Origin of the sequence: Trujillonella endophytica (genome assembly GCF_900110555.1) — a bacterium.
In the GTDB taxonomy this organism is placed as follows: Bacteria; Actinomycetota; Actinomycetes; order Mycobacteriales; family Geodermatophilaceae; genus Trujillonella; species Trujillonella endophytica.
The window spans coordinates 1-14,075 of record NZ_FOEE01000010.1 but is presented as its reverse complement, the minus strand read 5'-3'; the positions used below and the strand labels follow the sequence as shown (position 1 = coordinate 14,075).

Genomic DNA, 14,075 nt, shown 5'->3' with positions numbered 1-14,075 from the left:
ACAGGAGGGCCACCCCGTGGACGCTACTGCCGCACCCGTACGCCCCGCTGCCCTGGTTCCGACGCCGTCGGCGTCGGACGCCCCCGAGATCCGCCTCGAGGGGATCAGCAAGGTCTACGCCGACGGCACCGTCGGGGTGGCGGAGCTGGACCTCACCTTCGCGGCCGGCGAGCTCACCGTCCTCGTCGGCCCGTCCGGATGCGGCAAGACCACCACGATGAAGATGATCAACCGGATCATCGAGCCGACCACCGGCCGCGTCCTGCTCGACGGCGAGGACGTCACCCGGGTCGACGCCGACCGGCTGCGCCGCCGCATCGGCTACGTCATCCAGAACGTCGGCCTCTTCCCCCACCGGACCGTGCGGGCCAACGTGGCCACGGTGCCCCGGCTGCTCGGCTGGGACCGGCGCACGACCCGGGCCCGCGTCGACGAGCTGCTGACCACCGTCGGCCTGGACCCCGCCGTCCACGGCAACCGGTACCCGGCCCAGCTCTCCGGCGGGCAGCGGCAGCGTGCCGGGGTGGCGCGGGCGCTGGCGGCCGACCCGGGCGTGCTGCTGATGGACGAGCCGTTCTCCGCCGTCGACCCGGTGGTCCGCGAGCGGCTGCAGGACGAGTTCCTCCGGCTCCAGTCCTCCGTGCGCAAGACCATCGTCTTCGTCACCCACGACATCGAGGAGGCGGTCCGGCTCGGGGACCGCATCGCGATCATGAGCGCCGGCGGCCACGTGGAGCAGTTCGCCCCGCCGGCCGACCTGCTCGGCCGGCCGGCGAGCCCGTTCGTGGCCGACTTCGTCGGCGCCGACCGTGGCCTCAAGCGCCTGGCCGTCACCCTCATCGACCCGGCCGACCTGGACCACCCGCCCGTCGTGCACGCCGGGACGACGCTGGGCGAGGCCGCCGCGGCCCTCGCCGGCGCGGCCGGGGCCGTGGTGCTCGACGGCGCCGGCCGCCCGTGCGGCTGGCTGCCGGCCGGCCGCGCCGGCGGGAGCGGCACGGTGGCCGCGGCGATGCGGCCGATCGAGGAGCCCGTGCCCGTCTCGGCGACGCTCAAGGCGGGCCTGTCGGTGCTGCTGCGCCAGGACGTCGATGCGGTGCCGGTCGTCGACGGCGGGAGCTACCTCGGCGTCCTCACGGCCGGCACGGTGCACGCGACCCTGCGCCGCTCCGTCGCCTCGTCGGGCTAGCGCCCGGCACCCCGGGCGGCCGCCGCGCCGCCCTCGTCGTCGCGGGACGGCGGGACGCGGCAGACGTGCTCCAGCCACAGCGCGGCGACGACGAGGGCGGCCGAGGAGAGGACGCCGACGACGCCGGTGACCGTGTCGTCCCCGGCGGCGTCCAGGCGGTCCAGCGACGGGACGACGTACAGCAGCACCCCGGTCCACACGCCGACGAACACGGCGCCCATGTACGCGCTCGCCTGCGCCAGCACCGCGACGCGGGCCACGAGCAGCGGCTCGACCGGGCGCACCAGCCCGGGGCGGTGGGCCGTGGCCGCCTCCGGGGCGCCGCCGCGGGCGGTGCGGCGCGCCTCGCGCACGGCGTCGAGCCGCGCGCCCAGCGTGCGGGCGGCCAGCCCCTCGGTGACGGCGAGCAGCGCCAGCGGCACCGGCAGCCACCAGCGCAGGGGCGGCAGGTCCCCGTAGACCGAGCGGACCACCAGCCAGGTCGCCAGAGCCAGCCCGACGGCGACGACGGCCAGGTCGCGGCGGCGGACCGGCGTCACGGCCGGGGCTCCCAGCGGATCACCGCGTCGACCTCCTCCCGCGGCAGGGCGGCGAGGAGGTCGGCGACGGGCCCGTGCCCGGGCAGGACGGCGGCGGGGTCCACCGACGCCCACGGCACCAGCACGAAGGCCCGCTCGTGCGCCCGCGGGTGCGGGAGCGTCAGCACCGGGTCGTCGGACAGCACGGCCGCGCCGTCGGCCTCGACCGTGACGACGTCGACGTCCAGCGTGCGCGCCCCCCAGCGGACCTCGCGGGTGCGGCCGGCCGCCTGCTCGAGCTCGTGCGCGCGGGCCAGCCAGCCGGCGGCGTCGTGGGGACCGTCGACCAGCGCGACCGCGTTCAGGTACGCCGGCTGCTCGACCGGACCCCAGGGCGGCGTCTCGAACAGCGCGGAGCGGGCGACGAGTCCGTCGGCGGCGAGGGCCTCGAGCGCCTCGGCCAGGGTCGCGGCGCGGTCCCCGAGGTTGGCGCCCAGCGACAGCACCGCCCTAGACATGCGCCTTCTCCGGTCCGCTCCTCGGCCCGCCTCCGGATCCCGCGGCGAGCGCGCGAGTCGGGGGGAGAGGTGGGTTCTTCGTCATGGGCGCTGACGCCGGATGGCGACCGTGACGTCGTCGAAGGGGACGCCGAGCTCCGCGTCCGGCTTGTGCAGCGTGATCTCGGCGGCGTCGACCAGCGGGTTGGCCAGGCAGGCGTCGGCCATCCGCTGGGCGAGGGTCTCGAGGAGGTCCACCGGCTCGCCGGTGAGGATGCCGTGCAGCCGCTGGGCCAGCTCCGCGTAGTTCACCGTGCGCTCGAGGTCGTCGCCGGCGGCGGCGGGCCGGGTGTCCAGCTCGAGGACGGCATCGACGACGAAGGTCTGCCCCCGCTCGCGCTCCCAGTCGTACACGCCGTGGTGGGCGTGCGCGGTGATGCCCCGGACGGTGATGCGGTCCGGGGTGTGGGCGGGGAGCTGCTCAGGCACGGGTTCGGATCTCCTGTCGGGCGCGCTGGACGGCGGCCACGGTACGGACGGCGTCGACCGAGGCCGCGGCGTCGTGCACCCGCACGCCCCACGCCCCCGCCTCCGCCGCGAGCACGGTCGTGGCCAGGGTGGCGGCGTCACGCTGCTCGGCGGGGCGGACCGCGCCGTCGGGCCCGGCGAGCTCGCGGCCGAGGAAGGTCTTGCGGGAGGCCCCGACGAGCACCGGCAGGCCCAGGCCGACGACGCGGTCCAGGCCCGCCAGCACCCGCCAGTTGTGCTCCGCCCGCTTCGCGAAGCCCAGGCCCGGGTCGAGCACCAGCTGCGCGGGGTCCACCCCCGCGGCGACGACGTCCTCCACCCGGGCGGTCAGCTCGGCGCACACCTCGGTGACGACGTCGCCGTAGCGGGCGGCCGCGTACATCTCCCGGCTGTGGCCGCGCCAGTGCATGAGCACCCACGGCACGCCGGTCTCGGCCACGAGCTCGGCCATGTTCTTGTCGGCCCGGCCGCCGCTGACGTCGTTCACCAGGACGGCACCCGCACCGATCGCGGCCTCGGCCACCTCGGCGCGGGTCGTGTCCACGCTGACCCGCACGCCGGCGGCAGCGAGCTCGCGGACCACCGGCACCACCCGCCGGCACTCCTCGTCGGCGTCCACGCGGTCGGCGCCGGGCCGGGTCGACTCGCCGCCGACGTCGACGTAGTCGGCACCAGCCGCGTGCATAGCCAGCCCGTGCGCCACCGCCGTCGCCGCGTCGGCGAAGCAGCCCCCGTCGGAGAACGAGTCGGGGGTGACGTTCAGGACGCCCATCACCACGCAGCGCCCCGGCTGCGGGAGCTGGAGGGGCCGGGTCACTGTGCCAACGGTTCGGCTCCGCGCTCGCTCCGCTCCTCGCTCGCAGAGCTCGCTGCGATGCTCACTCGCCGTCGCCTCATCTGCCCAGGACCAGGCTCATCGCCTCGCTGCGGGTCGCCGCGCTGTCGCGGAACATGCCGCGCACCGCGGAGGTCACCGTGGACGATCCGGGCTTGCGGATGCCGCGCATGCCCATGCACAGGTGCTCGGCCTCGACGATCACGATCACGCCGCGGGGCTTGAGCACCTCGTGCAGCGCGTCGGCGATCTGCCGCGTCATGCGCTCCTGAACCTGCGGGCGGCGCGCGTACATGTCGACGAGCCGGGCGAGCTTGGACAGGCCGGTGACCCGCCCGTCCTCCCCGGGGATGTAGCCGACGTGCGCGACCCCGTGGAAGGGCACCAGGTGGTGCTCGCAGGTCGAGTACATCGGGATGTCCTTCACGAGGACCATCTCGTCGTGGTCCTCGTCGAAGACCGTCGCGAGGACCTCGTAGGGGTCCTGCCACAGGCCGGCGAAGGTCTCGGCGTAGGCGCGGGCCACCCGGCCCGGAGTGTTCTGCAGCCCCGGCCGGTCGGGGTCCTCCCCCACCGCGATCAGCAGCTCGCGGACGGCGGCCTCGGCACGCGCGTGGTCGATCTGCCCGTAGACGGGGCGGACCTCGTCCTCGGCTTCCTCGGGGATCTCGCTCACGGGCAACTCCTCGCTGGTGGGGGCTACGGCCTGCTCACCGTTGCACGGGCGCACCGACGTCGCCCACCGGGCTCGACCCGCCGACCACGTGCCCGTTGCCGTTGCCCTTGGTGAGGCTGAGCTGGGCCTGCTCGGACGGCGTGAGCACCGGCGGCTGGTCCGACGGCGTCCGCTTGCCGAAGCCGTTGTACGGCGCGAGCGAGGGGCGTTTGGTGACCGGGGCGCAGATCCGCGCCATGTCGTCCTTGGAGAGGGTCTCCTTCTCCATGAGCTCGAGGACGAGCTGGTCGAGCACCGACCGGTACTCCACCAGGATCTCCCACGCCTCGTCGTGCGCGGCCTCGATGAGCGCGCGCACCTCGGCGTCGATGTCGGCGGCGACGGCCTCGGAGTAGTCCGGTCGCGAGCCCATGTCGCGGCCGAGGAACGGCTCGGAGTCGGTGCTGCCGTACTTCACCGCACCCAGCTTGGCGCTCATGCCGTACTGGGTCACCATCGCCCGGGCCATCGACGTGGCCTTCTCGATGTCGTTGCCCGCGCCGGTGGTCGGCTCGTGGAAGACGAGCTCCTCCGCGGCGCGACCGCCCAGGGCGTAGGCGAGCGTGTCGATCATCTCCGACCGGGTCTGGGTGTACTTGTCCTCGGTCGGCAGCACCAGCGTGTGCCCCAGCGAGCGGCCGCGCGGCAGGATCGTCACCTTGTGCACCGGGTCCAGGTTGGGCAGTGCGTGCGCCACCAGGGCGTGCCCGCCCTCGTGGTAGGCGGTGACCTTCTTCTCCTTCTCGCTCATCGCCCGCGTCTTTCGCTCGGGGCCGGCCAGCACGCGGTCGATGGCCTCCTCGAGGCTCTCGTCGGTGATGACGGTGCCGCCGTGCCGGGCGGTGAGCAGCGCGCCCTCGTTGAGGACGTTGGCCAGGTCGGCGCCGGTGAAGCCCGGCGTCCGCCGGGCCAGCGTCTCCAGGTCGACGTCGGGGGCGAGCGGCTTGCCCTTCGCGTGGACGGCGAGGATCGCCTTGCGGCCCATGAGGTCGGGGCGGTCGACGGCGATCTGCCGGTCGAAGCGGCCGGGGCGCAGCAGGGCGGGGTCGAGGATGTCGGGCCGGTTCGTGGCGGCGATCATGATGACGCCGCCCCGGACGTCGAAGCCGTCCATCTCGACGAGCATCTGGTTCAGCGTCTGCTCGCGCTCGTCGTGGCCGCCGCCCATGCCGGCGCCGCGGTGCCGGCCGACGGCGTCGATCTCGTCGACGAAGATGATCGCCGGCGCGTTCTGCTTGGCCTGCTCGAACAGGTCACGGACCCGGCTGGCGCCCACGCCGACGAACATCTCGACGAAGTCCGAGCCGGAGATCGTGAAGAACGGCACGCCCGCCTCGCCGGCCACCGCGCGGGCCAGCAGCGTCTTGCCGGTGCCGGGCGGACCGAACAGCAGCACGCCCTTGGGGATCTTGGCACCCACGGCCTGGAACTTCACCGGGTTGGCCAGGAAGTCCTTGATCTCGTGGAGTTCCTCGATCGCCTCGTCGGCGCCGGCGACGTCGGCGAACGTCGTCTTCGGGGTGTCCTTGGTGATCTGCTTGGCCTTCGACTTGCCGAAGGCCATGACGCCGCGGCCGCCGCCCTGCATCGAGTTGAACAGCCAGAACAGCAGGAGCAGGAGGATGACGAACGGGAGGAAGCTGATCAGGACGCTGACGAAGATGTTCTCCTGCGTCACGTTCGTGTCGAAGTCGACGCCGTCGCCGCCCTGACCCGCGACGATGTCGAAGACGTCGTCCGCGCCGCCGACCGGGAAGGACGCCGTGATCCGGTCACTGCCCTCGACCGGGTTCGTCAGCTCGAGGTCGAGCGTCTGCTCCTTGTCGTTGATCGTGACCTTCTCGGCGTTGCCGTCCTCGATCTGCTCGAGGGCCGTGGCCGTGGACACGTCCTTGTAGTCCTCGCCGCCGCTGAACAGGGCGGAGAACCCCACCGCCAGCAGGACGACGAGGACGACCCAGAACCACACGGAGCGGAAGATCTTCTTGCGTTCCATACACCGATGCCGGGCGGCCCGAAGGAGCCGTACCCGTCGACCCTCCTGATCGTCCGGGGGACGCGACCTGCACAGCGGGTGGCCCCGCGCGCGTCGGTGCGGCGTCGTTGCGATCGACGGTACACCGGGCGGCCTGTGCGAACGCTGAACGCGAGCGGCGAGTAACCCGTATGCGTGGCCGTGCCCGGAGGGTCGCCGCCGGGTGCCGCGGTCGGGATTCGCTCGCCGCGGGGACGGCGCCCGGGCCCGGTGCCGGCCGGGGCCGGCGTCAGCCGGAGTAGACCTCGGGCTTGAGCGTGGCGATGTAGGGCAGGTCCCGGTAGCGCTCGGCGTAGTCCAGGCCGTAGCCGATGACGAACTCGTTCGGGATGTCGAAGCCGATGTACTTGACCGGCACCTCGACCTTGACCGCGTCGGGCTTGCGCAGCAGGGCGCAGACCTCCAGCGACGCCGGACCGCGGCCGCCGAGGTTCTTCAGCAGCCAGGAGAGGGTCAGGCCCGAGTCGATGATGTCCTCGAGGACCAGCACGTGCTTGCCGCTGATGTCGCGGTCGAGGTCCTTGAGGATCCGGACGACACCGGAGGAGCTGGTGGCGCTGCCGTAGGAGGAGACGGCCATGAACTCCATCTGGGTGGGCAGCTGCAACGCCCGGGCGAAGTCGCTCATGAAGAGGACCGCGCCCTTGAGGACGCCGACGAGCAGCACCTCCTTGCCGGCGTAGTCCCGCGCCACGACGGTGGCCAGCTCGCCGATCTTGCTCTGGATCTGGGCCTCGCTGAGCAGGACGTGGTCGATGTCCGGGCCGTACCCGTGGTCGGGACCGAGGCCGGCGGGAGGGCTGGCTGGGTCCGTCACGGCAGGGGCTCCTCGAGGTGTCCGGGTGCAGGGGGGCCGCTCCGGCGCACCGGCGGCAGCACGACCAGAGTGCCAGACGCCCGGACCACCCCCGCCCCGCCGGGTAGGTCGACCCGGCCCTGCCCGCGCCACCCCGTGACGAGGGTCTCGACCGCGCGCAGGTGCACCGCCTGCAGGTCCGGGACGCCGGCGGCGCGCAGCCAGCCCCGCAGCACCCGCCGCCGCAGGGCCGCGGGCAGGGCGGCCAGCGGTCGGGCCGGGAGGCCGCCGTCGGCCCCCTCCGTGCGCAGCCGGCCCAGTTCTGCGGCTGCCAGGCCGTCGAGGGCGTCCAGGTCCTCCCGGAGCAGTTCGGCGGTGCGGGCCAGGGAAGGGGCCACGCCACCGCCCAGGACGTCCTCGAGCAGCGGCAGCACCTCGGTGCGCAGCCGGACCCGGGTGTAGGCGGGGTCGGCGTTCCACGGGTCGTCCCAGACCGGCAGGCCCTGGTCGCCGCACGCCTGCCGGGTGGTCGCCCGCCGGACGCCCAGCAGGGGCCGCCACCACAGCACGCCGTCGTCCTCCCGCGTGGCGACCATGCCGGCCACCGAGCGCGGTCCGGAGCCCCGGCCGAGGCCCAGCAGCACCGTCTCGGCCTGGTCGTCGAGGGTGTGGCCCAGCGCGATCCGGGCGCCGTGTCCCAGCGCCGTCGCGGCCAGCGCGGCGTAGCGGGCGGCGCGCGCGGCGGCCTCGGGTCCGCCGTCGGTGCCCACGGCGACGGTCCGGACGAACACCGGGTCCAGCCCCAGCTCCCGCAGCAGCTCCGCCGTCCGCCCGGCCCGCTCGGCCGACCCCGGCTGGAGGCCGTGGTCGACCGTCACCCCGCCGACGGGCACGCCGCAGGCGCGCCCCTCGAAGGCCAGGGCGGCGGCCAGCGCCACGGAGTCCGCTCCCCCGCTGCAGGCCACCAGCACCGGGCGGTCGGAGAAGAGCAGGCCGGGCCGGACGGCGACGCGCAGGGCGGCGACCGCGGGCGGGGGCCCTCCCACGCGGATCAGGCGGGGATGGCGGGCCGGCCGATGACGCGGTCCACCCAGCGGGCAGGGTCGGTGAGCTCCTCGATCCGCGGCAGCGCTTCCGGACCGGACCACACGCGGTTGAAGCCCTCCATGCCGACGAGGTCGACGACCCCGCCGACGAAGAACCGCCCGTCGGCGTACTGCTTCATCTTCTGCTCCAGGCCCAGCAGGCGGCGCAGCACGCGGTCGACGGGGCCGCGGCCCTTCCGCCGCTGGGCGAACCGCTTGCGCAGCGTGCGCACCGAGGGGACGACGTCGGGGCCCACACCGTCCATGACGTACTCGGCATGCCCCTCGACCAGGCTCATCACCGCGGTGACGCGGTCCAGGACCGCCCGCTGCGCGGGGTCGCTGACCAGTGCCATGAGCCCCTGCGGCTCGTCGTCGACGGCCTCGCCACCGCGCACGGCGTCGCCCAGGCTGCGGACGACGTCCCGCAGGCGGTCGCGCAGCACGTCGGCGTCCAGGTCGGTGGCCTCGACGAACTCCGCGATCAGCGACTCCAGGTGCCCCTGCAGCCACGGCACCCCGGTGAACTGCAACTGGTGGGTCACCTCGTGCAGGCAGACCCAGAGCCGGAAGTCGCTGGGGTCCACCCCGAGCCGGCGCTCGGCGTCGACGATGTTCGGGGCCACGAGCAGCAGGCGCCCGCCGGTGCCGAAGACCTCGTACTGGCCGAGCACCCGGGAGGAGAGGAAGGACAGGACCGCGCCGGCCTGCACGCCGGTGGCGCGCGAGCCGATGGCGGTGGCGATCGCGCCGGGCCGGTGGCCCTGCTTCTCGGCGAGGGCGTCGACCAGGGGGTCCAGCAGCGCCGCCATGCCGGCGGTGTTGGCGTCGACCCAGCCGGGCCGGTCGACGACGGCGACCTCGGGCACCGGGCCGCCGGGCACCGGGCGCAGGCCGGTGAGCCCCTCGACGTGGGCGATCGCGGTGGCGGCGGCCTCGTGAAGTTCGCGGACGACGGCGGCGGCCTCCTCCCGCGTCGTCTGCGGACCCGGGCCGACCAGCCGGCGGGCGGTGCGTCCGGCGAGGTCCCAGTCGACCATCGAGGAGGCGCTGCTCATCGGCTCACCGTACGCGTGGGGAGCGACTCGCGACCTCCGCCGGCCTCACGGGCAGCCGCAGGCGGCCAGCGCGGCGGCGGCCTCGTCGAGGGCGTCCTCGGCGGGCTGCGCGCCGGTCGAGACGCCGTCGGCGAGGAAGGCGTAGACCAGCAGCCGCCCGTCCGCGGTGACGACGGTGCCGGCCAGCGCGTGCACGCCCTGGAGCGTGCCGGTCTTGCCGCGCACGGCGCCGGGCGCGGTCGCCGGGTCGTCGTCCCCGCGGTCGGCGAGGGTGCCGTCGTACCCCGCGACGGCGAGCCCCGAGACGATCGCCGACAGGTCGGCGGTGGACCCCTCCGCCGCGGCGACGAGCACCCGCGCGAGCAGCGCCGCGGGCACCCGGTCGGCGGCCGAGAGACCGCTGCCGTCGGCGAGGAGCACGCCGTCGACGTCGAAGCCGGCCTCCTCCAGGGCGGCCGGCACCGCCTGGGCGACGCCGTCGAAGGTGGCCGGCAGGCCGCGGGCGAGAGCCACGTGCCGGGCCAGTGCCTCGGCGAGGAGGTTGTCGGACTGGGCCAGCATCTGCTCGACCAGCCGGCCGATCGGCGCCGACCGCACGGTCCCGAGCACGCGGGCGCCCTCGGGCGCCTCGCCCAGGCCGACCGTCGCGGCGGGCACGCCCAGGGCCGCGGCCAGGGCACGGCCGGCGTCGGTGCCGGGGGCGCCGCTGCGCTGGGGGTTCCCCGGGGCGATCCGGGCGCCGTCGACGGCGGTGGCCGTGACCGGCGCGGCGTAGCTGGAGGGGGCGTCGCCGGGACCCCAGCCGGGCGCGGTGAGCGGGCCGGAGAACATGCCGTTGTCCACCACGACGCCGGTGACCGGGGTCCCGCCGAGGGCCGCCCGGACCTGGCCGGCGAGGTCGGCCACGGTCGGCGCCCCGGGGTAGGTCTGCGACGGCACCGTGGTCGACAGCGTCGGATCGCCGGCGCCCACGAGGACCACCTCGCCCGGCACCGACCCGGCGACGACGGTGGTGGCCAGCGTGTCGTCGGGGTCGAGCGCGGTCAGGGCGGCGACGGCGGTGAGCAGCTTGGCGGTCGACGCGGGGACGGCGGGGCGGTCGCCGGAGCGGTCGAGCAGGACCTCGCCGGTCGCCACGTCCACGATCCGGGCGGCGGGGGCCGCGCCGAGCGCCGGGACCGCGAGCAGCGGCGACAGGGCGGCGTCGAGCGCGGCGGGGTCGGGCGCGGGGGCGCCGCCGGCCAGCGAGGCCAGCACCGGGGCGGGGTCGCCGACCTCCGGCAGCTGCGCGCCGGGGACCGAGGGGGCGGCCGCGTCGCCGCCGTCGCCGTCCCCACCGAGCGAGCGGACGACCAGGACGACCACCAGCGCGACCACGGCGAGCAGCACGAGTCCGACCAGGACGAGCCGCCTGCGGAGCCGCGAGTACTTCGGCGTGACGGTCGTCGACCCGCTCGACGTGATGCTCTCCACCCCCTGGTAACCACCTCCGGCGCAGCGGCCGAGGCGGCGTGGGCCACACTACGACCCGTGCAGTTCGACGTGACGGTAGAGATCCCCAAGGGCCAGCGGAACAAGTACGAGCTGGACCACGCCACCGGCCGCATCCGCTTGGACCGGATGCTCTTCACCTCCACCCGCTATCCAGCGGACTACGGCTACATCGAGAACACCCTCGGCCAGGACGGCGATCCGCTCGACGCCCTGGTGCTGCTCGAGGAGCCGACGTTCCCCGGGTGCCTGATCACCTGCCGGGCCATCGGCATGTTCCGGATGACCGACGAGGCGGGTGGGGACGACAAGGTCCTCACCGTGCCGGCGACGGACCCGCGGATGTCCCACCTCAAGGACATCACCGACGTGTCGGAGTTCGACCGGCTCGAGATCCAGCACTTCTTCGAGACCTACAAGGACCTGGAGCCGGGCAAGTCGGTCGAGGGCGCCGAGTGGGTCGGGCGCGCCGAGGCCGAGGCCGAGATCCACGCCTCGATCCAGCGGGCGCTCGAGGCCGGCCCCCACCACTGAGGAAGGACCGTCCTCCCCTCCGGAGGACGGCCACCGGTCCGCGTTCCGCGGCCGCCGAGCGCACGACGGACGGACGACGGCGGTGCACCCCCGGGTGCACCGCCGCTCCTGTCTCGCGGACGGTGAAGCCGTCGTGACCGGGTGGCGACCTGCGCCCGGCGCGGCGCGGGCGGTCGTTGCCCGGGCGGCGCCGGAAGCGGACAGTGCTGGCGCGCGGGGACGGCACGCTGGAGGTCCGGCATGCGCACCGACACGGTCCGGGCGAGGCTCCCGGGGACACCGCTGCACCCCGCCGGCCCGGGCGCCGGCTGCTCGACCGCGCTCACCCGGGACGACGTCGGCGCCATGGTGCGCAACGCGGTCCGCGAGTGGTCCACCGCTCCCGGGAACGCGCTGACGCTCGCCCGCGTCGTCACCCGGGAGGTCCGGTGGATCGGCTCGGCCTCCCTGGACGCCGACCTGCTCGCCGACCTGGCCGCCGTCCGTGCCGACCACCGGGGGCGCGACCCCCGGCTGGACGCGTTCCTCGACTCCGTGCTCGCCCGCTACGACGGGCGGTACTGGAACCGCACCTATCTGTGCCTCCCGCTGCTGGAGCAGCTCGTGGAGGGCCCGCGCGCCCCGCTCACGCACGCCGGCCTGGTGGCCCTGCTCGCGGCCGACATCGTGCGGTCGGAGCTGTGCGCGTCCCGGCGCGGGATGCCGGTGTCGCCACTCGGCCGCCCCGACGGCCGCACGCTGCGCACCCGCCTTCGGCACGCCATCCGCCTGCTGACGGCCGACCTGGGCCCCGATGCCGCCACGGCCCTGCTGGGCGCCGTCGCCGCCGACCCGCTCGCCACGCTGCCCGACGTGCTCGCCCGGTTGCCGGCCGCACCGGCACCGTGGGCCACCGAGTGGCTCGACGTCTCCGCGCTCCCGGTGTCGACGGTGCACGACGAGACGTTCTTCATCCGGGCCCTGCAGGCCCACGAGATGCTCTACGGGACGGCCGCCCGGCTGATCGGGGACGCGACCGCGTGCGCGCTGGCCGGTCATCCCGGCCTCGCCGCCGACCTGGTCGACCGGGCCACCGAGACGGTCGACCGCGGGCAGTCGCTGTTCCGGATGGTCGCCACGATGCGCTACGAGGCCTTCCACTCGTTCCGCGAGCACACCGACGGCGCGAGCGCCATCCAGTCCGAGCAGTACAAGCGCTTCGAGGTCCGCTGCGGCACACCTCCCCCGGACCGGCTGGACTGTCCGGCGTTCGAGCAGGTGCCCTCGGTGTCGGCGGAGCTGGGGACGGGGCGGGAGTCGCTCACCGACGCCTGGCAGGTCCTGCAGCGGCGGCGGCCCGGCGACCCGGGGACCGCCCGGCTGACGGCCGGCATGGCCGCACTCGAGGCCAGCCATCGCCGCTGGAAGGGCACCCACGTCACGGTCGCCACCCGGATGCTCGGCGAGGCGCGCGGCAGCGGGCACACCTCGGGGGTGTCCTACCTGCGGTCGTGGCTGGACCACCGGCTGTTCTGGGCCCTGCCGGAGGTCGCGGCCGCCGACCGCTGACCCGCCCGCCTCGGGGGCCCTGCCGGCGTCAGCAGTTGGCCTGGCCCCACTCGTCGACCTCGGTCCCGGCATCCACGAGCTCCCCCTGGAGGTCGATCAGCCCCTCGGCCAGGTCCGCGGACGCGCCGGGATCGGCCGGGTCCACCGCCACGACCAGGTCGCGCAGGTCGCTCCACACCGCCACGAGGCGGGTCCACGCGTCGGCGACGCCGGCGGGCGGCTCGACCTCCTCCATGCGGCCGACGGCGTCGTCGAGGGCCGCGGCCGCCGAGGCCGGGTCGGTCCGCACGTCCTCGAGGTCCGCGGTGATGTCGGCCAGCAACCGGGGGACCTCCGTGCAGAACGTCTCCTGGAGCTCCTCGTCGTCGGCGGGGGACGACGACGTGGTGGACCCCGGCGTCGCCGCGGTCGGCGCCGCCGCCGGAGCGGCGCTGCCCGAGACCTCGGAGGTGCAGCCGGTCAGCAGGGCGGCCGCGCCCGCCACGAGCGCCAGGGTCGTTCCGCGTCGTCTCACGGCGGAACCGTATCGGTCGCTTCCACCGGCTCCGGGCCACGCCCCGTGCCGCGGGAACGACGACGCCGCGCCGGGGCGCAGCCCGTGAGGACTGCGCGCCGACGCGGCGTCGGTCGGCCTCCGCGCGGGGAGGCCGGGAACTCAGGCGCCCTGGGCGGCCTTCTGGCGCAGGTCGTACAGCTTGCGCCACTCGTGCTTGGAGCGGATCTCGGTGTCGACGTCCGGGCTCAGCGCGCGGAGGGCGCCGACCGTGGCGGACTCCTTCGCGATGTGCTTGAACGGGTCGAGGCCGAAGAACCGGGTGGTGTTCTCCCACAGGATCTTGTGGGCCTCGTCGTCCGGCACGCCGGACCCCTTCATCTCCGCGTTGACGAACTCGGGGGCGTTGGGCCAGATCGAGTCCGAGTGGGGGTAGTCGCACTCCCACGCGATGATGTCGACGCCGATGTCGTGCCGGACCTTGAGCGCGGTCGGGTCGGTGACGTAGCAGGCCAGCGAGTGCTCGCGGAAGATCTCGCTGGGCAGCTTCCCGCCGAAGTCGTGGCCGAGCCAGCGCTGGTTGGTGTAGTGCCGGTCGCAGCGGTCCAGGTAGAACGGGATCCAGCCGATGCCGGCCTCGGACCAGGCGATCTTCAGGTCCGGGTACCTGGTCATCGCGCCGCCCCACAGGAGGTCCTGCGCGGCGAAGGTGGAGACCTGGGTGGCCAGGATGATCATGTTGTCGATCGGGGC

General features: G+C 74.9%; 15 protein-coding genes. 3 read left to right on the top strand and 12 right to left on the bottom strand.

What is annotated here, in order from left to right; translation table 11 throughout:
- Nucleotides 1-16 precede the first annotated feature (16 nt).
- The gene (locus tag BMY88_RS15710) at nucleotides 17-1,189 is read left to right on the top strand and encodes an ABC transporter ATP-binding protein (RefSeq protein ID WP_244524710.1); all 1,173 of its coding nucleotides are present in this window, start codon (nucleotides 17-19) and stop codon (nucleotides 1,187-1,189) included.
- On the opposite strand, the gene BMY88_RS15705 is transcribed toward BMY88_RS15710, so the two are convergent.
- From BMY88_RS15705 to dacB, 10 genes are all read right to left on the bottom strand, one after another.
- Nucleotides 1,186-1,728 carry a DUF3180 domain-containing protein gene (locus tag BMY88_RS15705; protein WP_091945440.1) on the bottom strand — a complete coding sequence of 181 codons (543 nt, stop codon included), beginning with the start codon at nucleotides 1,726-1,728 and terminating at the stop codon, nucleotides 1,186-1,188. The two genes, BMY88_RS15710 and BMY88_RS15705, sit on opposite strands and share 4 nt — an antisense overlap.
- Nucleotides 1,725-2,225 carry a 2-amino-4-hydroxy-6-hydroxymethyldihydropteridine diphosphokinase gene (gene folK, locus BMY88_RS15700; RefSeq protein WP_091945437.1) on the bottom strand — a complete coding sequence of 167 codons (501 nt, stop codon included), beginning with the start codon at nucleotides 2,223-2,225 and terminating at the stop codon, nucleotides 1,725-1,727. The genes BMY88_RS15705 and folK overlap by 4 nt, the downstream gene beginning before the upstream one ends.
- A gap of 81 nt (nucleotides 2,226-2,306) precedes the next feature.
- The gene (gene folB / locus BMY88_RS15695) at nucleotides 2,307-2,693 is read right to left on the bottom strand and encodes a dihydroneopterin aldolase (protein WP_091945434.1); all 387 of its coding nucleotides are present in this window, start codon (nucleotides 2,691-2,693) and stop codon (nucleotides 2,307-2,309) included.
- A complete protein-coding gene (gene folP, locus BMY88_RS15690; protein WP_244524709.1) occupies nucleotides 2,686-3,549 on the bottom strand; it encodes a dihydropteroate synthase in 864 nt (287 codons plus the stop codon). The genes folB and folP overlap by 8 nt, the downstream gene beginning before the upstream one ends.
- Before the next feature lie 76 nt (nucleotides 3,550-3,625).
- A complete protein-coding gene (folE, locus tag BMY88_RS15685) occupies nucleotides 3,626-4,243 on the bottom strand; it encodes a GTP cyclohydrolase I FolE (RefSeq protein WP_091945430.1) in 618 nt (205 codons plus the stop codon).
- A 34-nt stretch (nucleotides 4,244-4,277) separates the two neighbouring features.
- Entirely contained in the window at nucleotides 4,278-6,278 is a 2,001-nt protein-coding gene (gene ftsH, locus BMY88_RS15680; protein WP_091945425.1) for an ATP-dependent zinc metalloprotease FtsH, read from the bottom strand.
- A 268-nt stretch (nucleotides 6,279-6,546) separates the two neighbouring features.
- Nucleotides 6,547-7,134, bottom strand: coding sequence for a hypoxanthine phosphoribosyltransferase (gene hpt / locus BMY88_RS15675; protein ID WP_091945422.1), 588 nt, complete (start codon nucleotides 7,132-7,134; stop codon nucleotides 6,547-6,549).
- On the bottom strand, nucleotides 7,131-8,159 hold the full coding sequence (gene tilS, locus BMY88_RS15670; protein ID WP_091945418.1) for a tRNA lysidine(34) synthetase TilS: 1,029 nt from the start codon (nucleotides 8,157-8,159) through the stop codon (nucleotides 7,131-7,133). Before tilS ends, hpt begins: the two co-directional genes overlap by 4 nt.
- Nucleotides 8,160-8,164: 5 nt before the next feature.
- Nucleotides 8,165-9,256, bottom strand: coding sequence for a zinc-dependent metalloprotease (locus BMY88_RS15665; protein WP_091945415.1), 1,092 nt, complete (start codon nucleotides 9,254-9,256; stop codon nucleotides 8,165-8,167).
- A gap of 45 nt (nucleotides 9,257-9,301) precedes the next feature.
- Entirely contained in the window at nucleotides 9,302-10,729 is a 1,428-nt protein-coding gene (gene dacB / locus BMY88_RS15660; RefSeq protein WP_091945412.1) for a D-alanyl-D-alanine carboxypeptidase/D-alanyl-D-alanine endopeptidase, read from the bottom strand.
- A 69-nt stretch (nucleotides 10,730-10,798) separates the two neighbouring features.
- Between dacB and BMY88_RS15655 the strand changes: the two genes are divergently transcribed.
- A complete protein-coding gene (locus BMY88_RS15655) occupies nucleotides 10,799-11,281 on the top strand; it encodes an inorganic diphosphatase (RefSeq protein WP_428978321.1) in 483 nt (160 codons plus the stop codon).
- Between the two features lie 240 nt (nucleotides 11,282-11,521).
- On the top strand, nucleotides 11,522-12,829 hold the full coding sequence (locus BMY88_RS15650; RefSeq protein WP_091945405.1) for a tryptophan 2,3-dioxygenase: 1,308 nt from the start codon (nucleotides 11,522-11,524) through the stop codon (nucleotides 12,827-12,829).
- Between the two features lie 28 nt (nucleotides 12,830-12,857).
- On the opposite strand, the gene BMY88_RS23895 is transcribed toward BMY88_RS15650, so the two are convergent.
- Both BMY88_RS23895 and BMY88_RS15640 read right to left on the bottom strand, forming a co-directional pair.
- Entirely contained in the window at nucleotides 12,858-13,343 is a 486-nt protein-coding gene (locus tag BMY88_RS23895; protein ID WP_170861135.1) for a hypothetical protein, read from the bottom strand.
- Between the two features lie 141 nt (nucleotides 13,344-13,484).
- Nucleotides 13,485-14,075: amidohydrolase family protein (locus BMY88_RS15640; protein ID WP_170861134.1), on the bottom strand; the 591-nt coding region annotated here is incomplete at its 5' end.

Coding starts and splice junctions, on each gene's coding strand:
- folK (WP_091945437.1), bottom strand. CDS start 2,225: ATGTCTAGGGCGGTGCTGTCGCTGGGCGCCAACCTCGGGGACCGCGCC.
- ftsH (WP_091945425.1), bottom strand. CDS start 6,278: ATGGAACGCAAGAAGATCTTCCGCTCCGTGTGGTTCTGGGTCGTCCTC.
- BMY88_RS15665 (WP_091945415.1), bottom strand. CDS start 9,256: ATGAGCAGCGCCTCCTCGATGGTCGACTGGGACCTCGCCGGACGCACC.
- BMY88_RS15650 (WP_091945405.1), top strand. CDS start 11,522: ATGCGCACCGACACGGTCCGGGCGAGGCTCCCGGGGACACCGCTGCAC.